This is a genomic window from Agrobacterium sp. CFBP2214, assembly GCF_030209895.1.
Lineage (GTDB): Bacteria > Pseudomonadota > Alphaproteobacteria > Rhizobiales > Rhizobiaceae > Agrobacterium > Agrobacterium radiobacter.
Genome location: NZ_JARVRC010000021.1, coordinates 24,136 through 48,824 on the forward strand (window position 1 = coordinate 24,136; position 24,689 = coordinate 48,824).

The 24,689-nt window shown below is 61.1% G+C and carries 22 protein-coding genes and 1 pseudogene; 7 read left to right on the forward strand and 16 right to left on the reverse strand.

Features of this window, described 5'->3' with window-relative positions; all coding sequences use genetic code 11:
- Window positions 1-3: 3 nt before the first annotated feature.
- Genes argH through QRN60_RS24675 form a run of 3 tightly spaced genes read left to right on the forward strand, consistent with a single transcriptional unit; the run spans window position 4 to window position 3,448 of the window.
- The gene (argH, locus tag QRN60_RS24665; RefSeq protein ID WP_020810877.1) at window positions 4-1,518 is read left to right on the forward strand and encodes an argininosuccinate lyase; all 1,515 of its coding nucleotides are present in this window, start codon (window positions 4-6) and stop codon (window positions 1,516-1,518) included.
- Window positions 1,518-2,558, forward strand: a complete 1,041-nt coding sequence (locus tag QRN60_RS24670; protein WP_111791447.1) for an ABC transporter ATP-binding protein — start codon at window positions 1,518-1,520, stop codon at window positions 2,556-2,558. The genes argH and QRN60_RS24670 overlap by 1 nt, the downstream gene beginning before the upstream one ends.
- Complete coding sequence (locus tag QRN60_RS24675) at window positions 2,555-3,448, forward strand: carbohydrate kinase family protein (RefSeq protein ID WP_111791827.1); 894 nt, start codon at window positions 2,555-2,557, stop codon at window positions 3,446-3,448. Before QRN60_RS24670 ends, QRN60_RS24675 begins: the two co-directional genes overlap by 4 nt.
- A gap of 15 nt (window positions 3,449-3,463) precedes the next feature.
- Here the strand turns inward: QRN60_RS24675 and betC are convergent, their stop codons facing one another.
- A complete protein-coding gene (gene betC, locus QRN60_RS24680; RefSeq protein WP_111791826.1) occupies window positions 3,464-4,978 on the reverse strand; it encodes a choline-sulfatase in 1,515 nt (504 codons plus the stop codon).
- A 14-nt stretch (window positions 4,979-4,992) separates the two neighbouring features.
- Window positions 4,993-5,946: a choline ABC transporter substrate-binding protein gene (locus QRN60_RS24685; protein ID WP_020810873.1), complete on the reverse strand. Its 954-nt coding sequence runs from the start codon at window positions 5,944-5,946 to the stop codon at window positions 4,993-4,995.
- Window positions 5,947-6,040: 94 nt separating this feature from the next.
- Here QRN60_RS24685 and QRN60_RS24690 point away from each other — a divergent pair, with 94 nt between their 5' ends.
- Window positions 6,041-6,937 carry a choline sulfate utilization transcriptional regulator gene (locus QRN60_RS24690; RefSeq protein WP_111784927.1) on the forward strand — a complete coding sequence of 299 codons (897 nt, stop codon included), beginning with the start codon at window positions 6,041-6,043 and terminating at the stop codon, window positions 6,935-6,937.
- A gap of 30 nt (window positions 6,938-6,967) precedes the next feature.
- On the opposite strand, the gene QRN60_RS24695 is transcribed toward QRN60_RS24690, so the two are convergent.
- From QRN60_RS24695 to QRN60_RS24720, 6 genes are all read right to left on the reverse strand, one after another.
- Complete coding sequence (locus tag QRN60_RS24695; RefSeq protein ID WP_077998797.1) at window positions 6,968-8,419, reverse strand: aldehyde dehydrogenase; 1,452 nt, start codon at window positions 8,417-8,419, stop codon at window positions 6,968-6,970.
- Between the two features lie 16 nt (window positions 8,420-8,435).
- Window positions 8,436-9,158, reverse strand: coding sequence for an ABC transporter ATP-binding protein (locus tag QRN60_RS24700; RefSeq protein WP_080864438.1), 723 nt, complete (start codon window positions 9,156-9,158; stop codon window positions 8,436-8,438).
- Entirely contained in the window at window positions 9,151-9,879 is a 729-nt protein-coding gene (locus QRN60_RS24705) for an ABC transporter ATP-binding protein (RefSeq protein ID WP_080864439.1), read from the reverse strand. Before QRN60_RS24705 ends, QRN60_RS24700 begins: the two co-directional genes overlap by 8 nt.
- Window positions 9,876-10,784, reverse strand: a complete 909-nt coding sequence (locus QRN60_RS24710; RefSeq protein ID WP_129565203.1) for a branched-chain amino acid ABC transporter permease — start codon at window positions 10,782-10,784, stop codon at window positions 9,876-9,878. The genes QRN60_RS24705 and QRN60_RS24710 overlap by 4 nt, the downstream gene beginning before the upstream one ends.
- Window positions 10,781-11,653 (reverse strand): branched-chain amino acid ABC transporter permease, encoded by an 873-nt coding sequence (locus QRN60_RS24715; RefSeq protein WP_020811628.1) that lies wholly within the window; start codon window positions 11,651-11,653, stop codon window positions 10,781-10,783. The genes QRN60_RS24710 and QRN60_RS24715 overlap by 4 nt, the downstream gene beginning before the upstream one ends.
- 70 nt (window positions 11,654-11,723) lie before the next feature.
- A complete protein-coding gene (locus tag QRN60_RS24720) occupies window positions 11,724-12,938 on the reverse strand; it encodes an amino acid ABC transporter substrate-binding protein (RefSeq protein ID WP_112346342.1) in 1,215 nt (404 codons plus the stop codon).
- Window positions 12,939-13,072: 134 nt separating this feature from the next.
- Here QRN60_RS24720 and QRN60_RS24725 point away from each other — a divergent pair, with 134 nt between their 5' ends.
- The gene (locus tag QRN60_RS24725; RefSeq protein WP_112950976.1) at window positions 13,073-13,945 is read left to right on the forward strand and encodes a helix-turn-helix transcriptional regulator; all 873 of its coding nucleotides are present in this window, start codon (window positions 13,073-13,075) and stop codon (window positions 13,943-13,945) included.
- Window positions 13,946-13,966: 21 nt separating this feature from the next.
- Here the strand turns inward: QRN60_RS24725 and QRN60_RS24730 are convergent, their stop codons facing one another.
- The 6 genes and pseudogenes from QRN60_RS24730 to QRN60_RS24755 form a co-directional block, all read right to left on the reverse strand.
- Entirely contained in the window at window positions 13,967-14,266 is a 300-nt protein-coding gene (locus QRN60_RS24730) for a HigA family addiction module antitoxin (protein WP_112950975.1), read from the reverse strand.
- Between the two features lie 55 nt (window positions 14,267-14,321).
- Window positions 14,322-14,604, reverse strand: a pseudogene (locus QRN60_RS24735) (type II toxin-antitoxin system RelE/ParE family toxin).
- Window positions 14,605-14,682: 78 nt separating this feature from the next.
- Entirely contained in the window at window positions 14,683-15,489 is an 807-nt protein-coding gene (locus tag QRN60_RS24740) for an ABC transporter ATP-binding protein (protein ID WP_111833956.1), read from the reverse strand.
- On the reverse strand, window positions 15,486-16,520 hold the full coding sequence (locus QRN60_RS24745) for a FecCD family ABC transporter permease (protein WP_112950974.1): 1,035 nt from the start codon (window positions 16,518-16,520) through the stop codon (window positions 15,486-15,488). The genes QRN60_RS24740 and QRN60_RS24745 overlap by 4 nt, the downstream gene beginning before the upstream one ends.
- Window positions 16,521-16,522: 2 nt before the next feature.
- On the reverse strand, window positions 16,523-17,566 hold the full coding sequence (locus QRN60_RS24750) for a FecCD family ABC transporter permease (protein WP_129565202.1): 1,044 nt from the start codon (window positions 17,564-17,566) through the stop codon (window positions 16,523-16,525).
- On the reverse strand, window positions 17,563-18,573 hold the full coding sequence (locus QRN60_RS24755) for an iron-siderophore ABC transporter substrate-binding protein (protein WP_112950973.1): 1,011 nt from the start codon (window positions 18,571-18,573) through the stop codon (window positions 17,563-17,565). Before QRN60_RS24755 ends, QRN60_RS24750 begins: the two co-directional genes overlap by 4 nt.
- A 221-nt stretch (window positions 18,574-18,794) precedes the next feature.
- Between QRN60_RS24755 and QRN60_RS24760 the strand changes: the two genes are divergently transcribed.
- Window positions 18,795-20,918, forward strand: a complete 2,124-nt coding sequence (locus tag QRN60_RS24760; RefSeq protein ID WP_112950972.1) for a TonB-dependent siderophore receptor — start codon at window positions 18,795-18,797, stop codon at window positions 20,916-20,918.
- 80 nt (window positions 20,919-20,998) lie between these two features.
- Here the strand turns inward: QRN60_RS24760 and QRN60_RS24765 are convergent, their stop codons facing one another.
- Window positions 20,999-21,892 (reverse strand): helix-turn-helix domain-containing protein, encoded by an 894-nt coding sequence (locus QRN60_RS24765; RefSeq protein WP_207909212.1) that lies wholly within the window; start codon window positions 21,890-21,892, stop codon window positions 20,999-21,001.
- Window positions 21,893-22,107: 215 nt separating this feature from the next.
- Here QRN60_RS24765 and QRN60_RS24770 point away from each other — a divergent pair, with 215 nt between their 5' ends.
- A complete protein-coding gene (locus tag QRN60_RS24770; protein ID WP_077998798.1) occupies window positions 22,108-22,284 on the forward strand; it encodes a hypothetical protein in 177 nt (58 codons plus the stop codon).
- Between the two features lie 156 nt (window positions 22,285-22,440).
- Here the strand turns inward: QRN60_RS24770 and katG are convergent, their stop codons facing one another.
- On the reverse strand, window positions 22,441-24,612 hold the full coding sequence (gene katG / locus QRN60_RS24775) for a catalase/peroxidase HPI (protein WP_112950970.1): 2,172 nt from the start codon (window positions 24,610-24,612) through the stop codon (window positions 22,441-22,443).
- Between the last annotated feature and the right edge of the window lie 77 nt (window positions 24,613-24,689).

Consider the following 24,689-nt stretch of genomic DNA (forward strand, 5'->3'; position numbering starts at 1 on the left):
ATCATGGCCGATATCAACCCGCGCCTGTCCGACACCAGCAGGTTTCCCGATCCTGTCTACAAGGAAACCGTGCTGCGCCCGCTTTTCGATGGCGCCAAGAACCACCATGTCGACGGGTTCCGCCGCATCGACCGCGCGCATCTCGTCATGCTGCGCGAAACCGGAATTCTGGATGCTGAAACGGCGGCGAGAATCGCCGGCGCGCTCGAAGACATCGACAGGACCATCGAGCCATCGGAGCTGGTCTATACCGGCGAGGTCGAGGATTTCTTCTTCCTGATCGAAAAGGAACTGAAGGCCCGTATCGGCGTCGATGTCGCCGGTCGCCTGCACACGGCCCGCTCGCGCAACGATATCGATCACACCCTGTTCAAGATCGGCCTCAAGGAAAAGATCGACACGCTCACCGCCAAGGCGCGTGTTCTGCTGAAAGCGCTGATTGATGCCGCCGAGCGCAATCAATCCACCCTGATTGTGGCCTATACGCATGGGCAGCCGGCCCAGCCCACCACTTTCGGCCATTATCTCTCCGCCGCCATCGAAGTCCTCATTCGGGATATCGACCGTTTCGCGGAAGCTCGCCGAATCGTCGATCTCTCACCCATGGGCGCCGCCGCCATCACCACCTCCGGCTTTCCCATTGATCGCGCCCGCGTCGCCGAGCTTCTCGGTTTTGCCGCGCCGCTGCGCAATTCCTATTCCTGCATCGCCGCCGTCGACTACACGACGGCGACCTATGGCGCGATCGAGTTGATGTTCCTGCATCTCGGCAGGCTCATTCAGGACTTCCAGTTCTGGACGAGCTTCGAAGTCGGCCAGATCTACGTGCCGAATTCGCTGGTGCAGATATCCTCGATCATGCCGCAGAAGCGCAACCCGGTGCCGATCGAACATCTGCGCCACCTCGCCAGCCAGACGTTCGGGCGGGCGCGGACCATGCTCGACGTGATGCACAACACGCCCTTCACCGATATGAACGACAGCGAAGGTGAAACGCAGGGCATGGGTTACGAGGCCTTCGCTTCGGCCGGCCGGGTTCTCGATCTCCTCGCCAGCCTTGTCGGCCAGATCAGCATCGACCCTGAGAGGGTCGACCAGAATATCCGCCGTTCCTGCATCACCATCACGGAACTGGCGGATTCGCTCGTCCGCATCGAGGACCTGTCATTCCGCCAGGCCCACGAGATCGCCGCGACTGTCGCCAAGAGCGTTGTGGCGCTGAAGGGCGATCTGCCGAATGACGGCTACCAGCCGTTCCTCAACGCGTTCGAGGAACTGGCGGGGCGCAAAACCGGCATCAGCGAAGAAAAGTTCAGGCAGATCGTCTCGCCGGAGCACTTTGTCGCGGTACGCGGCCGCTTCGGCGGCCCTGCCCCCGAACCGATGCGGGAGGCGATTGCCGCCTATCGCGGCAAGCTTGCTGCATTCGAGGCGGAAGCAAAACGATCCGCCGATCACGAAGCGGCAAAGGCCGCCGAACTGGCAGAGAAATTCACCGCCCTGACGGGAGCGCGATAATGGCGACAATCGAACTCACTCAACTCGTAAAGCGCTACGGCAAGGTGGAGGCGGTCAAGGGCATCGACCTTGCCATCGAAGATGGCGAATTCGTCGTTTTCGTCGGCCCTTCCGGCTGCGGAAAATCGACGACGCTGCGCATGATCGCAGGGCTCGAAGAAATCTCCGACGGCACGCTGAAGATCGGCGGGAACGTCGTCAACGAGAAGGAACCGAAACAGCGCAACATCGCCATGGTCTTCCAGAACTATGCGATCTACCCGCATATGACGGTTCGCCAGAATATTGGCTTCGGGCTTTATACCGCAAAGCTCGACAAGGCGGAAAAGAACCGGCGTATCGAAGAGGCCGGGCGGGTGCTGGGGCTTGAGGCGTTGCTCGACCGTCGGCCAGCGGCTTTGTCTGGCGGCCAGCGGCAGCGCGTCGCCATCGGCCGCGCCATGGTGCGCGATCCCGCAGCCTTTCTTTTCGACGAGCCGCTATCCAATCTCGACGCCCAGCTGAGATCGCAGATGCGCATTGAAATCAAGCGCTTGCATCAACGTCTTAAGACGACAACCGTCTACGTTACCCACGACCAGGTGGAAGCCATGACCATGGCGGACCGGATTGTCGTCATGAAGGACGGCCATATCCTGCAGGTTGGCACGCCGACTGAACTCTACGAAACACCCGTCGATGTGTTTACCGCCCGCTTCATCGGCAGCCCCTCGATGAACCTTTTGCGAGGGACCAAAACAACCAACAGCGTTACGCCCTCCGCCACGGGCGAGTTTTTGATCGGTGTGCGGCCGCACGACCTGCTGGTTGGAGAAACCGACGCCACACAGGGAACGTTTACGCTTGAAGGAACGGTAACCGCGGTTGAGCCTCTTGGCCCGGAAACACTGGTTCATCTGGACACCGACACTACCTCGGTGATCGCAACCTCTAGAGGCAAATCCATTCCGGCAGTTGGCACCCGGCTGCAATGCCGGGCGGAAACAGGCGCGCTTTATCTTTTCGATGCGAAGACGGAAAAGCTTCTGGGCCGCGCATGATGACAACAGAAAAATCAGCCGTCATCAGCATTGGCCGCATCTATTGCGACCTCATTTTCACCGGGCTTGACGAATTGCCGGTGCTCGGCCGGGAACTGTTTGCACGCGACATGGAAATCGCCGCCGGCGGCGGGGCTTTCATCGCCGCCGCGCATCTCGCCCATATCGGCCGTCCCGCTGCGCTGCTTGCAAGGCTCGGCACCGACACCTTCTCGCGCGATATCGGTGAGAAAATGCAGGAGAGCGGTGTCGATCTGCAATTTCTGGAGCATTCGGCGGATGCGGGGCCGCAGGTCACGGTGGCGACGGTGGTTGGCCACGACCGTGCATTTTTGACACGCCGCGCCGGCGCCGCCCGACCTTCGACACTGGATACCGCCCTTGCGTGGGACAAGGCACGGCATATGCACATCGCCGAATTCGCTACTTTGCACGAAATCCCCGATCTCGTCGCGCGCGCCAAGGCGAGCGGATTGTCCGTCTCGCTCGACCCGAGCTGGGACGCCTCGCTGATCTACGACAAGGGTCTGCTCAGGGCCTGTGCCGGTGTCGACGTTTTTTTGCCCAATCTTGAAGAGGCCGAAGCAATCACCGGGCATTCGGAACCGGAAACGGCTATCCGGAGATTGGCGGAGGCTTTCCCGATGGTCGCCCTCAAAGGCGGCGCGGAGGGTGCATGGGTATCATCTGCAGCCGGGATTCAGCATAAAGCCGCCCAAAAGGTCCCGGTGGTCGATACGACCGGCGCAGGCGATGCCTTTAATGCCGGTTTTCTTGATACATGGCTTCAGGGTCAGAACGAACAGCAATGCCTCGAAGCCGGCATCGCAGCGGGCAGTCTTGCCGTGCAGGCGGCAGGCGGCGCACCGAAGGTGACCGCCGCCGCGTGAGACGCCCTGCCCACATCACTCCCCGCGCGGAAAACGCTGGTTCTCTTCCAGCACGTTAAGGTCCATGTGGTTGCGCATGTAGCGTTCGGAGGCCTTTTGCAGCGGCTGGTAATCCCACGGGTAATAAGCGCCATTGCGCAACGCCTTGTAGACCACCCAGCGCCGCGCCTGGCTTTCCCGCACGGCAGCATCGAAAACAGGCAATTGCCAGCGCCGGTCGATTTCGCTGGCAAGCGATGAAAGCACGGCACTGAAAGCGGGATCACCGGCAAGGTTGGTGCGCTCTTCCGGATCGGCTTCGAGATCGTAAAGCAGCGGCGGATCAGCCTCGCAGACCGACAGCTTGTAGCGCCCGTCACGGATGGCGACGAGCGGCGCGATCGAGCCTTCGGCGGCATATTCCATCGGCACCGGGCCGCGCTCTCCAGTTCCCGCAGCCAGCGCCGACAGGTCTTCGCCATCGGTCCAGCGTTTGAGCGAGGTGATATCGAGGCCCGCAAGCCCGCAGAGCGTCGGCGTGACATCGAGCGTCGAGACGGGCGTGTCGATCAGGGCCGGCTGCCAGCCGGGTGCGGCGATCATCAGCGGCACGCGGGCGGAGCCCTCAAAGAAACACATCTTGAACCAAAGCCCACGCTCGCCCAGCATGTCGCCATGGTCGGACAGGAAGAGGATGATGGTGTCCTCCTCCATCCGTGTCGCTTTCAGCACGTCGAGAATCTCACCGATCTTCTCGTCGATATAGGAGATATTGGCGAAATAACCGCGCCGTGCACGGCGTATCTGCTCCGGCGAAATATCGAAAGCCTCATGATCGCAGGCTTCCAGCAACCGTTTCGAATGCGAATCCTGCTCCTCGAAGGCAATCGCCGATGTCTGCGGATCAAGCGCCGGGCAATCCTCGTAGAGATCCCAGAATTTGCGCCGCGCCACATAGGGGTCGTGCGGATGGGTGAAGCTGACGGTCAGGCACCAGGGGCGGTCATCGAGCCGGCGCGACAGATCGTAGAGCTTGCGGGTGGCGTGATAGGCCACCTCGTCATCATATTCCATCTGATTGGTGATTTCAGCGACACCCGCACCGGTGACCGAGCCGAGATTGTGATACCACCAGTCGATCCGTTCGCCGGGCTTGGTATAATCAGGCGTCCAACCGAAATCCGCCGGATAGATATCCGTCGTCAGACGCTCTTCGAAGCCATGTAATTGGTCCGGTCCGACGAAATGCATCTTGCCTGAAAGGCCGGTGTAATAACCCGCCGCCCGCAGATGGTGCGCATAGGTCGGAATGTCGGAAGCGAATTCGGCAGCGTTATCATAGACCCGCGTCCGGCTGGGCAACTGCCCGGACATGAAAGAAGCGCGGGCCGGCGCGCAGAGCGGGCTTGCCGTGTAAGTGTTGGCGAAGCGGACAGACCGCTCCGCCAGTGCTTTCAGATGTGGTGCGTGGATAAAATCGGCCGGACCATCGGGAAAAAACGTCCCGTTGAACTGGTCGGCCATCAGGATCAGGATATTGGGACGCGGCATTTCGACTTTCCGGCTTAGAGACCAAGCTTGCCTTTGACGGCGTCCGCACCCGGCTTGCCATCCAGCGTGGTGACGCCTTGCAGCCAGCCATCCAGCACCTTCGGATTGGCCTTCAGCCAGGCCGTCGCCGCCGCTTTGGAATCCTCACCGCCGAGAATGGAGCCCATCAGGCTGTTTTCCATGCCGATATCAAACTTCAGGTTCTTGAACAGCGTCGCCGCATTCGGGCATTGCTGCGCCCAGCCGGTGCGGGCCAGCGTATAGACTTCCGCGCCGCCGAAATTCGGGCCGAAATAGGCGTCACCTCCGGAGAGATAGGCGATATCGATCTTCTCATTCATCGGATGCGGCGCCCAGGCGAGGAAGACCACGGCCTTCTTGTCCCTGCCCGCCCGTTCCACCTGCGCCAGCATGGCCTGTTCGCCGGATTCAACGAGCTGCCAGCCTTTCAGGCCGAAATCATTGGCGTCGATGATCTTCTGGATATTCTGGTTGGCCGGCGCGCCCGGCTCGATGCCGTAAATCTTGCTTTCGAACTCATCGGCATGTCTGGCGAGATCGGCAAAATCCTTCACGCCCTTTTCCGCCATATAGGAAGGCACCGCCAGCGTGAACTTGGCGCCCTCCAGGTTCTTCGTCATCACCTCGGCCGCTTTCGCCGCGTTCAGATCGTCGACGAAGGACTTCTGGGCCGGCATCCAGTTGCCGAGAAAGACATCGATTTCGCCATTTTTCATGGCCTGGTAGCCGATCGGCACCGAAAGCGTCTTGACGTCGGCTTCATAACCCAGCGCATCGAGCACGACGGAAGCGACACCGTTAGTAGCAGTAATGTCGGTCCAGCCGGGATCGCTGAGGCGAATGGTCTTGCAGGCGGCGTCATCGGCCGCCTGTAGCGGGGTGGAGAATGCCGCCACGGACAGAATGAGACCGGCGGCGATGCGGTGCAGATGAGAAACGGTTTTCATTGCGGCTCCCCTTTTATTAGTCCAGTTTATTGAACACCACATTGTTTTTGCCTGTGAAGCGGGTATTTTTCGATGACTGATATAAGGAAATTTAATGTCTGATCGGCCGCTTGACCTCGGATGGATGCGCATTTTCACCGATGTCGCGCGCCGCGGCAGCCTCACGGCTGCGGCGGCATCGCTGCGACTGACCCAGCCGGCCGTCAGCTATCAGATGCGCAAACTCGAGGATGAGCTGGGCGTGGTTCTTATCCGGCGCAAGCATCGCGGCATCGAACTCACCGCCGAAGGACAAAAGCTGTTCGACATCGTCTCGCGTAATGTCGACGCCATCGATCTTCTCGCGCAGCAGCTTCGCCGGACGGAGGACCGGCAGACTATCCGCCTGCACACGGACTATGCCTTTTCGTCCCTGTGGCTCATCCCGCGCATGCATGGCTTTCGAGCGCTCAACCCCGACATAAACATCCAGATCGTGGCAACGCAGGACCCTCTTGGTCAGGGCAAACATGATAGCGACGTGATGATCATTTTCGGCACGCGGCAGGAAGCCGGCGAAGGGGCGGTGTTGCTGCTCTCGGAGAAGGTCACGCCGGTCTGCTCACCTGCCCTGCTGACCGAAACACCGGCACCCGCGACCGTCGCGGATTTTTCACGGCGAAAGCTCATCCACCTCGAAAATACCTCGCAAGCGCACTGGTTCGACTGGGCTGCCTACTTCAAGCATTTCGGCGTGCATCGCGGTGCCGAGCATGATGGCGGCGATATCAGCTTCAACAATTACACCATGGTGGTGCAGGCAACCATCGGCGAACAGGGTTTCGCGCTCGGCTGGGCAGGACTGGTCGATCCGTTGCTTGAGGCCGGCGTGCTGGTGATGGCCGGCCCGAGCCTCGATGCGCCGGGACGCGGCTACTGGCTGATGCGGCCGAAAAGCAGCGACAGCGCGGTGAGAAAACTCACCGGCTGGCTGATTGACGAGCGGCGATGACGCCGCCCGCCACCCTGTACCGTTTCCTGTTCAGATCGGATAATGCAGCGGCCCGTCCTGCAGCGTGACCCAGCGTAGCTCAGTGAATTCCGCAATGCCCGCCGTACCGCCGAAGCGGCCGTAACCGGAAGCCTTGACCCCGCCGAAGGGCATCTGCGCTTCATCGTGAACGGTCGGGCCGTTGATGTGGCAGATGCCACTTTCAATGCGGGCGGCAATGGCAAGCGCCCGTGCCTGATCCCTGCCGAAAATTGCGGCGGAAAGACCGAACTCGGTTTCGTTGGCGATGCTCACCGCCTCATCGATGCTGCCGGCGCGGATGATGGAGACGACGGGACCGAAGCTTTCCTCCGCATAAAGTCGCATGGCGGGCGTGACGCCATCGACGGCGATCGCATCCACCATCGTGCCATTACCGCCGCCGCCCGCGGCCAGCCGCGCGCCCTTGGAGACGGCATCATCCACCAGCGCCCGAATGCGCGATGTCGCTTCGGCGCTGACCAGCGAGCCGAGCGGTGTTTTGCCCTCACGCGGATCGCCGGCCGTGAGGCTCGACGCTTTTTTGGCGAAGGCCTCCACAAATGCATCGGCAACGCTGTCGAGTACGATGATGCGCTCCGTCGACATGCAGATCTGGCCCTGGTTCATATAAGCGCCGAAAGCGGCAGCCGCGACAGCCGCATCGATATCGGCGTCATCAAGCACGATGAACGGCGCCTTGCCGCCAAGCTCCAGCAAAGCGGGTTTCAGATAACGGCCGGCGGTTTCGGCAATCACCCGGCCAACGCGGGTCGAGCCGGTGAAATTCACGCGTCTGACGGCGGGGTGTGCGATCAGCGTATCGACGATCTTTGCCGCATCTTCCGGTGCATTGGAGACGGCGTTGAGCACGCCCTTCGGCAGACCCGCCGAAGCGACGGCTTCAATGATCAGCGCATGGGTGCGCGGGCACAGTTCCGAGGTCTTCATGACAACCGTATTGCCGCAGGCGAGCGGCGTGGCGATGGAGCGCACGCCGAGAATGACCGGCGCATTCCACGGCGCGATGGACAGCACGACACCGGCGGGCTGGCGCAGTGCCATCGCCATGGTTCCGGGACGGTTGGAAGGAATGACCTCGCCCTTGATCTGGGTCGTCAGGCTTGCCGCCTCCACCAGCATATCGCTTGCCAGTTTGACGTTGAACCCGGCCCAGGCATCGGTTGCGCCGATTTCTTCCTTCATCGCCTGGGTAATGTCAGGCCCGGCAGCGAGAAGCGCCTGTGCGGCAGCCAGAAGCAGGCGGCGGCGTTCACCGGGAGGCGTTGCCGACCAGACCGGGAAAGCGGCCGCCGCGGCATCGGCTGCCCGGGTGGCGTCCTCCACCGTTGCCGCCGCAGCACTCGTCGCCACGTCGCCGGTGATGGGGTTGCTGCGTTCGAAACGCTTGCCGCTTGTGGCCGGGCAATGGTCGCCGCCGATGAAAAGATTGACTGTCTGCATGGTCTTCCTCCTGAATTCAGACAATGGCGGCGGTGGTGCCGCCAAGAAACGCCCGTTGCACGGCGGGATCGGCGGACAGGGCCTCAGCCGTGCCTGCCCCGACAATCCGCCCTGCTTCCAGCAAATATCCGCGATCGGCAAGTGCGAGGCTTTCGCGCACATTCTGCTCCACGAGCAGAATTGAAAGGCCGCTCTTCTTGATCTCCGCCAAAGCGGCAAAAAGCTCCTGCGTGACGATGGGCGCAAGGCCAAGGCTCGGCTCGTCCAGCAATAGATAATCCGGCGCTGACATTAGCGCACGCCCGATGGCGACCATCTGCTGTTCGCCGCCGGACATGGTGCCGGCAAGCTGCTGCCGCCGCTCGGCAAGGCGCGGAAACAGCGAGAAAATATGCTCTCGTGTCGCTTTTTCCGCTGAACGGGCATGGCGGGGATTGGCCCCGAGACGGAGATTGTCCTCCACCGTCAGCGCCGCGAAAATTCCGCGTCCCTCCGGCACCAGCGCCACGCCCCGCTCCACAATCTGATGGGCGGGGACAGCGGCAAGCGACGCGCCATTGACGCGCACTTCGCCGGAGACCGGAGCCACCATGCCGCCGACCGCCTTCAGCAAAGACGACTTGCCCGCACCATTGGCACCAAGCAGCACCACCGTTTCGCCCTTGGCAACATTGAGCGATATGCCGTCAACCGCGAGATGTTTGCCGTAGCGGATTGTCAGTGCGTCTATTTCAAGCATGCGCCGCTCCCAGATAGGCGGAAATGACCTGCGGATCGTCAAGCACCGTTGCCGTCGGCCCATCGGCGATCTTGCGACCGGCCGCCATGACCACGGAGCGCGGGCAGAGTGCGTGCACAGCAGCCATGATATGTTCCACCAGCAGGATCGTCGTACCCTCGGATGCCAACCGCCGGATCAGCGCTATCCCTTCCTGCAGTTCGGTGGGATTGAGACCTGCAAGCCATTCATCCAGCAACAGAAGCTTCGGTTCGCCCGCCAGCGCACGCGCCAGTTCAAGGCGTTTCTGATCGATATAGGTGAGGTCGCCGGCCGGCATGGTTTCCCGCCCGGCAAGGCCTATTCTTTCGAGGCAGGCGCGCGCGACCTTCTCCGCCTCGATACGGGACAGGCGTTGTGGCCCGAACATGGCCGATACGGCAACGTTTTCAAGCAGGGAAAGCGACGGCAAAAGCCGCACGAGCTGGAAGGTGCGCGCCACGCCGGCGCGCGCAATCACATCCGGCCGCCGGCCTGCAATCTCCTGCCCTTTGAGCCGGATAGACCCTTCAGTGGGCTTCAGCGCCCCGGAGACGAGGTTCATCAGCGTCGTCTTGCCGGAACCGTTTGGCCCTAGCAGCCCGACGACCTCGCCGGCCTCGATGGTGAGGCCAAGGCCATCCACCGCCTTCAGCCCGCCAAAGGTCTTGCGGATATCAGTGATTTCGAGAACGGCGCTCATGCGGCTTTCTCCTTTTTGCGCAGCTTCTCCAGCGCCGCCAGCACCCCATCCGGCAGAACAAAAACGATGAGGATGAAGAGAGCGCCGAGAATGATGGAAAAATGATTGGGGAAGTTCGCGCCCAGCCACTCGAACAGCAGGAACAGCGGCACCGCACCGAGAATGGGTCCCAAGCGGCGTGTGGCTCCGCCGAGCAACGCCATGATGACGGTGAGGAACGATACCTGCGGATTAAAGACGATGGCCGGCTCGATATAGACCCAGCGCGGGGCCTGAATAGCGCCGACAAGCGTGATGATCGTGGCGGACAGCACGAAGAGCGTCAGCTTGGTGCGGGCCAAGTTGATACCCGCATGGGCGGCCACGACCTCGTCGTCACCGATTGCCTTCAGCGCCAATCCGAGCTTGCTGCGGTCGATGAGCGTCGACAGCAAAAGTGTGACGACAGCCAGCGCCAGCAATTGCCAGAGTACGTGTTGCGGCTCCAGCGGCAAGAAGATGTAACGCCCGAGCGTGCCGGTCACATTCACCTCATACCAGGTGATGAGCTGGCGGATGAGCTCGGCAAGACCAAAGGAAAAGATCACGAAATAAATGCCGGCGACGCGCAGTGTGGAAAGCCCGACGACAAGCGCCAGCGCCGCGCCGACAAGGGCCGCGCACAGGAGCACCAGCGGCCATGGCAGAACCTCGCTCAGCACCGCGACCGTATAGGCCCCGACACCGAAAAAGGCGACGGTGGCGAGCGAAATATAGCGCGTCGGGCCGGAGAACATCGCCCAAGCAGAGGCGAGCGTCGCATAACCGAGAAGGCCGATAATGACGCCGACGCCATAGGCATCGAAAAAGAAGGGGGAAAGCGCCAGCAGTGCAGCTGCGGCAAGGCCGATGAGAAGCGGGATCATTTGCCCCTCCTTGCGAAGATGCCTTCCGGACGCCAGAGCAGCACCACGAGAAAGAGCAGATAGGTGGCGGCAAGCGTGAGGCCGGGATCGACATAAACGAGCACGAAGGTTTCCACGAGACCGAGCAGCAGGCCGGCCACCAGCGCGCCAAGCAGATTGCCGACACCGCCCATGATGACGACGACAAGCGCCTTCATGGTGAAGACCACGCCATAGGAGGCGGAAAAGGTCTGGTACATCGAGATCATCACCCCGCCGGCCACGGCGAGTGCTCCGCCAAGCGCAAAGCCGATCGAGGCCACACGGTTCACATCAATGCCGACCAGCGGCGCGGATTTGGGCGCAAGCGCCACCGCCCGCAGGTTCAGGCCCCAGCGGCTGTGGGTGAGCGCTAGATAAAGCCCGCCGCCAATCGCGACCGACAGGATGAACGACAGGAGCCGGTTCAGCGCTACCGTCGTGCCGAAGATGTCGACGCCATCGGAGAGATAGGAATAGGAATGGTAGTTGCCGCCGAACACCACGAGCATGATCCCCTGGATAACGAAGAGCAGCCCGAAGGTCGCCAGAATGGAATCGACTTCCAGGCGGCCGGAGCCGCCCGAACGGCGCACCAGCGGCCGCATCATGACCCGGTAGATCACGAAAGACAGGGCGTAACCAAGCGGCACGATGATGAACAGCGACCAGAGCGGCGACAGGCCATAGCTGGAAAACAACACGAAGGTGATGAAGGCAGCCGCAATCAGCACCTCGCCATAAGCAAGGTTCATGATGCGGGCAATGCCATATTGCAGCGAAAGTCCAAGCGCGATCAGCGCATAGGTCCCTCCCAGCATCAAGCCGAAGATGAGGGTGGATAAGAACAAGGGAATGTCTCCAGTATGGAAGATGGCCGAAGCCTTCCGGCCGGGGTTCGCGGCCCCGGCCGGCAAAGGCTCACCATTGCGGCTTCGGAACGACCGGCTTGGCCGCACCCGGGCGGTCTGCGGGCGCAATCGCCACAAAACGCTCACCCTGCCATTGCCCCGCCCACCAGAGCTGGCGAAGCTGGTTGTCTTCAAGCTTGACCGGGCCGATGACGGTGTCGAAGCTTCCCGTCGAAAGTTCATTTGCCACCGCCACCTTGTCGAGGCCGACGCGCTGGATGGACTGGGCCAGCATTTCGAGGCTTGCATAGGTGATGGCGCTTGCCCAGCTGTCCGGCTTGGTGCCTATGAAGGCTTCGTGGCGCTTGAAATAATCCTCGATCTTGTCGCTGCTGCCATCGACGCCGCCGATGCTGATCACGCCTTCCTGCTTGCCATCCGAGACCTTCGGGAAGATCGGGAAAGCACCGCCGACACCGATATAAAGGACCTTCGGATTATATCGCGCGGTCTGCGCCTGTTTCGTCACCGCAAAACTGTCGGGCGGATAGGAAAAAGCGATGAAGCTGTCCGCACCGCTCGCCGCCGCCTCGTTCACAAGTGCTGCGAAATCCGAGGTGCCGACCGGATAGGTCTTGTCATAGGCAAGCGTGAAACCCGCTTCCTTCAGCGCCGGCCGCGCGGCCTTGATGAGATCGATGCCGAAACCGTCAGCCACGGAAATCACCGCGACCTTGTCGTTGATCTGGCCGGCATCGCGCGCAGCTTTCAAGACATCGGCGAGCGCATTGGCATAGTCATGACCACCGCCCAGCATCCAGAAGCTCTTTTTCCAGCGCGCCGCGAAATCGGGCGCCTTGTCGGTAACGCCGGTCACGGCCAGCTGTGGATAACCGAAACGGTCGTAAAGCGGTGCGACGGCCAGATTGAAGCCCGTGCCCCAGGGCGGCAGGATGAAATCGACCTTGTCCTGGCTCGCCAGACGCTCGGTGAACCGCACCGCATCCTCGGCCGAGGAGCGGTCGTCATACTCGACCACTTCCACCGGCAGGCGCTTGCCATCCGGCAGGGTCAGGCCACCGGCATCGTTGACCTCTTTCACCCATAATTTGTAGTTCGGAATGGTGGTGATGCCAGCACCCGTGGCATTGGCGCCGCTTTTTGAAACGGCATAACCGATCTTCACCGAGGTACGATCCTGCGCAATGGCGTGACCGAAAGATACCGCCGACAAGGCAGCACCGGAGAGCAGGCAGAACAGCGTTCTGCGCTTCAGACTATTCATGATGTTCCTCCCAAAGCGCGTTGTCGGGGTTGCCGTTCTCCTCAAGGCTTTCCCCTGCGCCAAGCAAAGTTTAGCAATGACAGCCGCATATAAAATGCACTAGTGTGGCGCATTATTGTACTTTTGGGGATTGAATGCCACTGCACAGCCAGATTGCCGGCAATCGCTTGGAGATCACGGCGCGCATCCTCGCCTCCACGCTGCGCATATCCGAATTCCGGCTGGAATCGGATAGCGCCCATCTACTTCTCGTTTCCGCCGGGGAGGCGGAAATCATACAGGGCGAAAAGACGCTGCCTGTCCCGGCGCCGGGGCTTATCTGGCTGCCCATCGGCCCCACCGGCCGCCTGCGGCTGAATCCCGGAAGCCGTGGATCGCTGCTTAAGACGACGGAGATCGGGCTTGCCCATGCGATGCCCACCGGCACGAGCGCAAGCGCTGTTCGCAATATATTGCAACGTGTTCTGACGCAGACGCCGGCAGAGAAGGACCGGCTGGAGCTGGCGGGTTATCTCGAGACCATCGCCAGCGAAAACGTCCGCGCGACAACCGGTTCGGACACGATCATCGAAAGCCTGCTCTCCGTCACCCTTATCCGCATCTGCCAGCACGCCATCGCCGATATTGCCGCAGCCGTCTCAACCCCCGGCAGCCTCACCGAGCGTTTTGTGCTGCTGGTCAACCAGCACAAACGCGACCAATGGGGTGTGGAAGACTATGCAAGGCGCCTCGGCGTCAACCGCGAACGTCTTGGATTTGCAGTGCGCAAGGCGACAGGGCTTTCGCCGCAGGCCTATATTCACCGGGAACTGCTTTCCGAAGCGCGCGATCTTCTTCTCAACTCATCGCTGCAAGTCGCTGAAATCGCATTCCGATTGGGATTTCAGGACCCCGGTTATTTCAATCGCTTCTTCACCCGCAACGAGGGCACGTCTCCCGGCCGGTTCAGGAGAACGGCAACGCGAATGCAGAACGTGCCGCCGCCGTCTTATGCGGCCTGGCCATGACCTGACAGGCGGGGCTGAGAATTAGGCCGCTTCCAGTTCCTTGATATTGGCAAGGTCCGCTTCCAGCCTCACAGCCGCCGCCTTAATGTCGAAGGCGTTCTGCAAGTTCAGCCAATATTCCGGTGTGGTCTCGAAAAACTTTGCAAGGCGCAAGGCGGTGTCGGCGGTGATACCAAGTTTCTCTCCCGCAATCCGTTCTATGCGGGTGCGCGGAATATTGAGGTGCCTTGCAAGAGCGTAAGCCGACATCCCCAGCGGCTCAAGATAGAGTTCCCGCAGGATTTCGCCCGGATGGATCGGAGGCGATTTACTGATTGTCATGCTCGCTGGCCCTCCTTGGCCGATTTTTCATGAGCCTCTCCACGAGAATTCCAGACTAGTGATAGTCGGTTATTTCCACGCTTTCCGGCCCTGCTTCCGTCCAGACGAAGCAGATGCGCCACTGCTTGTTGATCCGGATCGAATGTTGGCCTTCACGGTCGCCGGACAGCTTTTCCAAAGGGTTACCGGGCGGTGACCGAAGGTCTGCTGAAGTGGTCGCCGCATCCAGGATGCGTGAGCAGCTGCTGGGCGCCGCGTACCAGATCGGCGGGAAAGCCCTTCTTCACAGATCCGTCGTCAATCGATGCAGCCAGCTTGTTTTTGAAAGAGCGGATCATTGCTGGCCTCGCGATGTTGGTATCACAAACGGATACGTACGGAAGTCAACAGAACCGTATCTCAAAGAGATACGGCTATTACCACCCCGCCACCGTTCGATGCCGCCCGATCGGCAGCATCATCGGCTTGCCCGAGGTCGGATCCTTGATGACCCGGCTTTCGATGCCGAAGACGCGAAGGACATTCTCCTCCGTCAATACTTCCTCCGGTGTGCCGAAGACATGCAGTTTCCCGTCCCTCATGGCGACAAGATAATCGGCATAACGCGCCGCAAGATTGAGATCGTGCAGCACCATGACGATGGTCGTCTCACGGGTCTGATTGAGGTCGGTCAGAAGATCCAGCACCTCGACCTGATGACTGATATCGAGGAAAGTGGTGGGCTCATCCAGCAGCAATATGTCGGTCTGCTGGGCGAGCGCCATGGCGATCCAGACACGTTGCCGCTGGCCGCCGGAAAGCTCGTCCACCGGCCGCTCGGCCAGTTCCACCGTATCGGTGGCGACAAGGGCTGCGGCGACGGCCTCGTCATCCTGCCGCGACCAGCGGGCGAACAGGCCATGATGCGGGTGCCGGCCACGGCTGACGAGATCGGCGACCACAATGCCCTCCGGCGCTATCGGCGATTGCGGCAGGAGGCCCATGCGCCGTGCAAGCTCACGCGAGGGAAGATGATGGATCGACTTTCCATCGAGCAGAACCTGGCCGGCGCGCGGCGTGATCAGCCGCGACATGCTGCGCAGCAGGGTGGACTTGCCGCAGGCATTGGCGCCGACGATGACGGTGATCTTCCCGCGCGGGACAGTGAGGTCCAGCCCGTCGATAATAAGGTTTTCGCCATATCCGGCCGAGAGGCGGCTTACGGAAAGGGAGTGGCCGGTCATAACGAGCCTCCGCTGCGGTTGACCCGCACGATAAGGTAAATCAGATAGGGTGCGCCGAGCGCCCCCGTGACGACGCCGACCGGATAACGGCCCGGCAACAGAAACTGGCCGCAATAATCGCCCACCAGCACCAGCACCGCCCCGACCAGAGCCGCAGGAATGAGCAGCGAGCCGTTGCTGCCGACGATGCGCGCCGCAATCGGCCCGGAGAGAAAAGCGACAAAGGCGATCGGCCCAGAGACCGCCGTTGCAAAGGCGATCATGCCCACGGCGGCGATGATGACGATGATGCGGGTTCGTCCCACCCGCACGCCGAGCGCTGCTGCGGCATCATCACCCAGTCTTAGAGCTTCCAGATCACGCGCACGGCTGAGGAGCAGGCCGCCGAACAGGATGAGCGCGATGGAAAGCGGCAGCAACTGGGCGACCTTCGCGCCGTTGACGCTGCCTGTCAGCCAGCGCATCGCCTCCTGCAGCATCCAGGCCGGCGCGACGGAGAGAATATAGGCAATGAAGCTTTCAAGCATCGCCGACACGCCGATGCCGACGAGGATCAGCCGCGTGCCGGCCACGCCGTTTCGGAAGGACAGGAGATAGACCAGAAGGGCGACGCCGAGACCGGCGGTGACGGCGAAGACCGAGACCAGCGGCCCGCTCATCTGCAAAACGACGATGGCGAAAACGGCCGCCGCACTTGCGCCGGAACTGATGCCGATAATATCGGGGCTGGCGAGCGGATTGCGCAGCATGATCTGGAAGGCGACGCCGCCGAGCCCGAAGCTCAGGCCTGCGAGAACCGAAAGCAGCGCGCGCGGCAGGCGCAACTGCCCGACGGTGAAGGTGACGCCGGCAATATCCTCCCCCAGCAGAACGCGGATGACATCACGGGGCGGCGTGAAGGATTGCCCGAGCATCAGCGTGATTGCGAAAGCAAAGATCAGGATCACCGACAGGACAGCGATGACAAGGCGACGTCGGCGCTGACGTGTATGGCGGTTGAAGACGAGATTTTCGATGACGGGAGCGTGCATGGTCACAATTCGCGCACCCTCTGGCGTCTGACGATCCAGATGAAGAAAGGCGCGCCGACAAGGGCGGTGACGATGCCGACATCAAGTTCGGACGGCCGCGCCACAATGCGCCCGACAATATCGGCGGAAAGCAGCAGACACGCCCCGCCTAACGCCGAGAACGGCAAAAGCCAGCGATTGTCCACGCCAACCAGCAGGCGGCAGAGATGCGGCACCACCAGCCCGACAAAACCGATCGGCCCGCAAATGGCGGTGGCCGCGCCGCAGAGCAGAATGGCGCCGAAGGACGCCACGGCTCTGGCTGCCATGACATTCTCGCCAAGCCCGGCGGCGAGTTCATCGCCGAGCGCCAGAGAATTCAGCTTGCGCGCCGAAAGCAGGCTGACGATGAAGCCGGCGGCGAGAAAGGGCAGCACGGTCTCGATGCGCTCGAAGGTCGCTCCGCCGACGCCGCCGATCTGCCAGGAGCGGATGCCGCCGGCAATATCGCTGCGCGGCAGCACGACGGCGATGACGAGCGACGAAAAGGCGACGGAGGTGGCGGCGCCCGCAAGTGCGAGTTTTAGGGGTGTCGCCCCCCCTCGCCCGAGCGAACCGACAACATAAACGAAAACCGCTGATACCCCCGCTCCGGCAATTGCGACCGTGATGAAGGCATGAGCCGAGGCGATGCCGAACCAGACAATGCCGATGACGACGGCAAGCGACGCCCCCATGTTGACACCGAGAATGCCGGGATCGGCAAGCGGATTGCGGGTAACACCCTGCATGATGGCCCCAGCCAGCCCGAGTGCGGCCCCGGAAAGCAGGGCAAGCAGCGTGCGCGGCAGGCGCACCGCAACCGCCGCTTCGGCAACCGTCTCGACGCGGCCACTCAGCCCGCCAAGAATATCCGCAAAAGAGACCTCACGCGTGCCGATGGCGACGGAGAGCGCACAGAGCAGCGCGAGAAGCGCCAGTACCGCGCCGAGCCATGCGGTTCTCGCGCGGCTGGAGCGGCCGGCGAGCAGCACCGCCGTCGCTTTGCCGGGTCCCGACATCGTCACTGTGATTTCCCGGAGGATTTGTCGGCGGCCTTCGCCAGGAGATCGGCATAGTCCTTCAATACCCATGAAATCGACAGCGGTGTGGGGTTGGAGGCCGTGCCAAGCGGATCGCGGCCGAGCATGACGATCGCATCATTGGCGACGGCCGGCATGCGGGCGAGAAGCGGATCGGCGCGCATGGCGTTCAGCAGCGGCTGGCTGCCATAGGTCACGACGATATCGACATCGTCAAAGGCATCCACACGCTCGGCGCTGACGCCGGCGGCGAATTGCCCCGGCTTCGTCGCCTCCAGGACGCTTTTCGGCGAGGCGAGCCCCAGATCGGCGAAGAACTTCACCCGGGTGTCATTGGCCGTATAGAAATTGACGACGCTGAGATTGGTGGCGTCGAGATGGGTGACGAACATGGCCGACTTGCCCTTCAGCTGCGGGTAGCCGGCGGCGACCTGCGCGATTTCGCCCTCGGTGCGTTTGATGAGCGCCTCACCTTCCACCGCCATGCCGAGCCCGTCGCTGTTGAGCCGGATCATCTCGCGCCAGTCCGTCGCCCAGGGGGAGACGGGATAGGCGACAACAGGGGCGATCTGGCTCAGCGTATCGTAATCGGACTGGCTGAGGCCGGAATAGGCGGCAAGGATGACATCCGGCTGCGTTGCCGCCACGGCCTCGAAATCGATGCCGTCACCCTCGTCGAACAGAACAGGCTTTGCCGCGTCGAGTTCGGTGAGCCGCTTTGCCACCCATGGCAGCAGGCCGTCGCCATCATCATCGCCGAAATTGGCCGCCGCAAAACCGACGGGCACGATGCCGAGCGCCAGCGGCACCTCATGGTTCGCCCAGGCGACAGTTGCGACCCGCTGCGGTTTCTTCGCAATCGTGGTCGTACCGAACGCATGTTTGATGACGATGGGATAGCTGGCCGTGTCCTCCGCCGAGGCCATATCAGGCGCGATCATCGACAGGAAAAGCACAAATACCGGCACGAGGCAGCGAAACGGGCGAAGCATGGCGAAGCTCTCAAAGGTTCAAAAGTGGACTTGAACTCTCAGCTTCAAATGCCCCCGTCAAGCCCAGGCAAGAAATGCCGCCGCAACAGCGGTGAAATTTCCGGGGTTTTGTACAAAACCGCAAAAAGTTACAATACCGGACAAACTTTCTCAAGTTATTGGGCGCTTCGAGAGTGGGCCGTGAAAACGGCGATCGGGGCATCAAGGTCTGGAACATACCAATGAATATCGAAACCGAAGGCAGACACTGCAAAACCGCGCGACGTCGTTACCAGGAGGCGGCCCTGCTTGCCTGCACGGCGCTTGTTGCCACCCTGCCCGGCTCCCTGCTGGCGCAGGAATCTGCCAATACGGGCGGCAGCACGGTTCTGGAACGCATCACCATCGACAGCGGCGACAATGACGACCAGAAATCGATCGTTGCCACCCGCACCACGAGCGGCAGCAAGATGGCGTCCGATATTCTCGACACACCTGCCGCCGTTTCCGTCATCACCGCCAAGGAAATGCAGCAGCGCGGTGTGCAGACCGTGGAGGAGGCGCTGCAATATACCGCTGGCGTGACCACGGATTTTTACGGCTCCGACGACCGTTTCGACTATTTCAAGATTCGCGGTTTCGATGCCTATACCTATCGCGATGGCCTCACCCTCGGCCGTCCCTTCGGTGCCCTGCGCGAAGAAACCTATGCCTATGAGCGGGTGGAAGTGCTGAAGGGCGGCAATTCCACCACCTTCGGCGTCTCGGATCCCGGCGGCTCGGTGAACTATTCCACCAAGGTGCCGAAACGCACCCGTTTTGGTGAAGCCTATGTGACCGGCGGCTCCTACGGCCGCGCCGAAACCGGCTTCGATTTCGGGGACAACATCACCAGCGACGACACGCTGTCCTATCGTCTGACCGGCAAGCTCAGAAATGCCGATGCGGAATATGACTATTCCCGCGATGACGAGAAATTCTTCATGGGCGGCCTGACCTGGCGTCCGACCGACGTCACCAGCCTCACCGTCGTTTACGATCATCTCAACAAGGATGGCGTTCCCGGCGGCGGCGGCCATCCCGTCGGCTCGCATTTCGACCGGAGCCGCTTCTTCGGCGAACCGGACTACAATTATCGCGGCACAAACCGCAATTCGCTGAGCGTGATGTTCGACCACGATTTCGGCTCGGGTCTGACCCTGAGTTCCAACGCCCGTTACAGCAAGGCGAATACGGACTTCGGTTATGCCTATATCTCGTCGACGCCGACCAACGGTTCGACCATCGCCAACCGTTCCTATTTCGGCAACGACACCGAGACCGAAAACTTCCTGATCGATACGCGCCTGCAATATGACACGCGGTTTGAAAATGTCGAAAGCCGCAGCCTCGTCGGCGTCTTCTACAACGACTACACATCCGGCAGCAAAAACTACTTCGGCGCTGCGCCGAACATAAACTGGATGAACCCGGTCTATACCGGCGCACCCTCCTCGGTGCCGCTCTTCTCCAACTCGCTGACGGACCAGAAAACCAAAGCCATCTACCTGCAGCAGGACCTGACCTTCTTCGACAGGCTCACCGTCAGCGCCGGCCTTCGCAATGACTGGATCGACACCGACCAGACCAACCGGCTGAATGGCACGACGGCAAGCGGCGACATCAGCGAGCTGACCAAGCGCATCGGCGTGTCCTACAAGGTCACCAACGAAATCGCGCCCTATATCAGCTATGCCGAATCGGTGGTGCCTGCATCCGGTCTCACCGTTGAACCGGAACGCGGCGAACAGATCGAGCTCGGCGTGAAATACCGGCCGGACGCTTTCCCGGCCCTGTTCACCGCCTCGATCTACGATCTGAAGAAGAACAACATCACCGTCACCAGCCCGATCACCAGCCTGCCGACCACCATCGGCGAGGTGCGCGTGCGCGGCCTCGATCTTGAAGCGAAGGCAGAGGTAACAGACAATCTCAGCCTGACGGCGGCCTATTCCTATCTCGATGCGGAGATCACCGAAAACGGCACCGGCGGCAATGTTGGCAACCGGCCGCAATTCGTCCCCGAGCATCAGGCTTCACTGTGGGTCAATTATACGCTCGAAGGTAACGACCATTTCGGCGACATGACCTTCGGTCTCGGCGGCCGCTATACCGGCGCCTATTATTTCGACAATTCGAACAAGATCGAAACCGGAAGCAGCGTGACCGTGGATGCGGCATTCAGCTACAAGATTCAGGAAACCGCCTCACTGGATGTCAATGTCTCCAACCTCTTCAACGAAAAACACGTTTCGTATGGCGGGTTCGGCGCTGACTTCTACAATCCCGGCCGGGCGTTTTCCGTGACTTTGCGAAAGACGTGGTAGAAAAAAATATCTGATTTCAAACTACTATACGACAATCCTAATGTTTAACGTCATCCTCGGGCTTGTCCCGAGGATCCAATTCAAAGCAGCCTGTGCAGACGCCGCCAGGCGGCGGGCGTGTTGCCCACGGACTGGCGGAAAGCCTTGGTCAGATGCGCCTGATCGGAAAAGCCGAGCTGGGCGGCGATATCGGCCACAGTCAGATCGCCTTTCAGCAGAAGTTTCTGGGCCGCGTTGATGCGACGTTCCAATTGCCATTGCAGCGGCGTCTTGCCGGTGCTCTGGCGAAACACGGTCGCGAACCAGCTTTCCGAAAGCCCGACAATATCGGCCATCTCGGCAACCGTCATACGGTCGTCGCCACGCTTTTCGACCTGGGCAAGAAGCTTGTTCAACTGCGCCTGCGTCAACCGGCCATTCACCTGCTCCGGTGAAGGGCCGGGAATATCCAACAGGCCGGCAACGATGCTGCCGACGAGACTTTCCGCATAGACCGCATGTTTCGAGGGCTCCGCCAGCTCATCGACAAGTAGCCCGGCAAGGGTTTCCACCGAGCCGATATCCTGTATCTCGACCGGGCGGCGCAGCGCCGTCATCGCCGCCGAACTGCCGACCGAAGGTGACAGGAAGCGCAACAGCCGGTCCTTGTGAATATGCAGGTTGAGATGCGAGAACCGGTGCGTGGCGTTGCTGCTCGTCCACATCGGCACGCCAGCCGGCACATAAACAGCGCGTGTCATCGGCCGCGAATGGTTGCTGAACTCGCCGTTCCGGTTGGACATGCTGATGCGCGAAGACACATCGTTGAAAAAAATCATGATGCGCGGATCGGCGGCAAGATAATAACCCTTCGCCCCCATCTGGCTTTCCGCCTCCCAGAAAGCACTGACGAGCCCGTCCAACTGGCGCCACTTCACCGGCGCAGTGACGCTGATCCCTTCCGTGTGCCAGGTCATGGAATGCCAGAAACTCAATGCGGGTACCGTCCGGTTGTCGGGTTTTGGTTGAGGGCTTGGAAGACAGGCGCGCGGCGCCAGTCATCGCGCTCCGCCCCAATAACATGACTTATGAATTCATGTTAATAGCAAAGATCGTTATGAAGAGAAACATTCACTGACGCGACTATTCTGGAACCTCTGCCCAGGACACCCGTTGAACTCCTGACAGGAACGCAACAATGGAGACTATCATGGACAGCAAGAAGGAACCGGGCAACTTCGCGGACAAGAAGCGCGAAGAGAAGGGCCGCGGCGTCATCGTTGCCGGGCCGGATGCGCATGAGAATGAAAAAAGCGGCATAGCGCCCTCGGAAAAGGCCGAAAAATCCTCTCCCGGCAAACCGGTTTCGTCTTCGGACAGGCGATAGGGCAGCACATCCCACTACGAGCGGAATGCAGAGGCGAATAACCTCCCCTCATGCCGGATCGCGTAGTGACTGATTCAATCTCGCCAACCCACCGGCCGCAAAAACACCTCCCCGATCGCTCAGGGAGGTGCATCACCATTTAACGGTCGGCCTTCCTTACAGAAGGTCGAAACGGTCAGCGTTCATCACCTTCGTCCAGGCGGCGACGAAATCACGCACGAATTTCTCCCTGCTGTCGTCCTGTGCATAAACTTCCGCATAGGCGCGCAGGATGGAGTTCGAACCGATGACGAGGTCGACGCGGGTGGCGGTGTACTTGGCTGCCCCAGTCTTGCGGTCACGAATCTCATAGAGATTGTTGCCGGTCGGAACCCAGGAATAGGCCATGTCCGTCAGCGTCGTGAAAAAGTCCGTCGTCAGCGCGCCGGGCGTGTCGGTGAACACGCCATGCGCCGTACCGGCATAATTGGTGCCGATGACGCGCAGGCCGCCGATGAGCACGGTCAGTTCCGGCGCGGTCAGGCCCAGAAGCTGCGCGCGATCCAGCAGCAGTTCTTCGGGGCTGACAACATAGTCCTTCTTGACCCAGTTGCGGAAACCATCCGCCAGCGGCTCAAGCGGAGCAAAGCTGTCGGCATCCGTCTGCTCGGCGGAAGCGTCACCACGGCCGGCCGCAAAAGGCACGGCAATGTCGAAGCCGGCCGCCTTGGCCGCCTGTTCCACACCGTAATTGCCGGCGAGAACGATCACGTCCGCAATACTCGCGCCGCTTTCACGGGCAATCTGCTCCAGAACCGCAAGCACGCGGGAAAGACGGGCGGGCTCGTTGCCTTCCCAGTCCTTCTGCGGTGCGAGGCGGATGCGTGCGCCATTGGCGCCGCCGCGCTTGTCCGAACCTCGGAAGGTGCGGGCGCTGTCCCAAGCGGTCGAGACCAGATCGGCAACGGAAAGGCCAGACGCCGCGATCTTCGCCTTGACGGCAGCGACATCGTAGCTGGTGGAGCCTGCCGGGATGGGATCCTGCCAGATCAGGTCTTCCGCCGGAACGTCAGGGCCGATGTAACGGGACTTCGGCCCCATGTCGCGGTGCGTCAGCTTGAACCATGCGCGGGCGAAGACGTCCGAGAAATGATCCTGGTCGTCCTTGAACTTCAGCGAAATCTCGCGGTAGATCGGGTCGACCTTCAGAGCCATGTCGGCATCGGTCATCATCGGAATGGTGCGGATCGAGGCATCCTCAACGTCCACGGGCTTGTCTTCTTCGGCGATGGTGATCGGCGCCCATTGTGATGCACCGGCAGGGCTGTGGGTCAAGGTCCACTCATGCTTGAACAGCATGTCGAAGAAGCCGTTGTCCCACTTGGTCGGCTCGCTCGTCCAGGCACCTTCGATACCGGAAACAACCGTGTCGCGACCAATGCCGCGGCCCTTGGTGTTGATCCAGCCAAGACCCTGAAATTCCGGGCCTGCGGCTTCCGGGTCGGGGCTGAGGTTGGCGGCGCTGCCATTGCCGTGCGACTTGCCGATGGTATGGCCGCCGGCGGTGAGAGCCACGGTTTCCTCGTCATCCATACCCATGCGGGCGAAGGTCTCGCGCATCTGCGCCGCCGTTGCCAGCGGATCGGACTTGCCGTTCACACCTTCCGGGTTGACGTAGATGAGGCCCATCTGCACGGCGGCAAGCGGGTTTTCCAGCGTCTCGGGCTTGGTCACGTCGCCGTAACGGCCATCGCTCGGCGCCAGCCATTCCTTTTCGTCACCCCAATAGGTGTCCTTTTCCGGAGCCCAGATGTCTTCACGGCCGAAGGCGAAACCGAAGGTCTTCAGACCGGCGACGTCGTAGGCAATGGTGCCGGCGAGCGCGATCAGGTCTGCCCAGGAAATCTTGTTGCCGTATTTCTTCTTGATCGGCCAAAGCAGGCGGCGGCCCTTGTCGGTGTTGACGTTATCAGGCCAGGAATTGAGCGGAGCAAAACGCTGGTTGCCGGTGTTGGCGCCACCACGACCGTCCGTTACGCGGTAGGAACCCGCCGCATGCCAGGTAACACGGGCCATCATGCCAACGTAGCTGCCCCAGTCGGCCGGCCACCATTCCTGGCTGTCGGTCATCAGGGCACGCAGATCGGCCTTCAGCGCCTCGACGTCGAGCGTCTTCAGGGCTTCGCGATAGTTGAAGGAGGTGCCGAGCGGATTGGTCTTGGTATCGTGCTGATGCAGGATGTCGAGGTTCAGCGCATTCGGCCACCATTCGGTAACTGATTTACCGGAGGCCGTGTTGCCTCCATGCATGACGGGACACTTGCCAGCCGGTTTTGAAGTTGCGTCCATTTCGCCCTCCGATGGGTTTAGCAATTAAACGAAATAATCAATTCGACATGTGCAGCCTGTTGGAGCCAGAGCCTGCG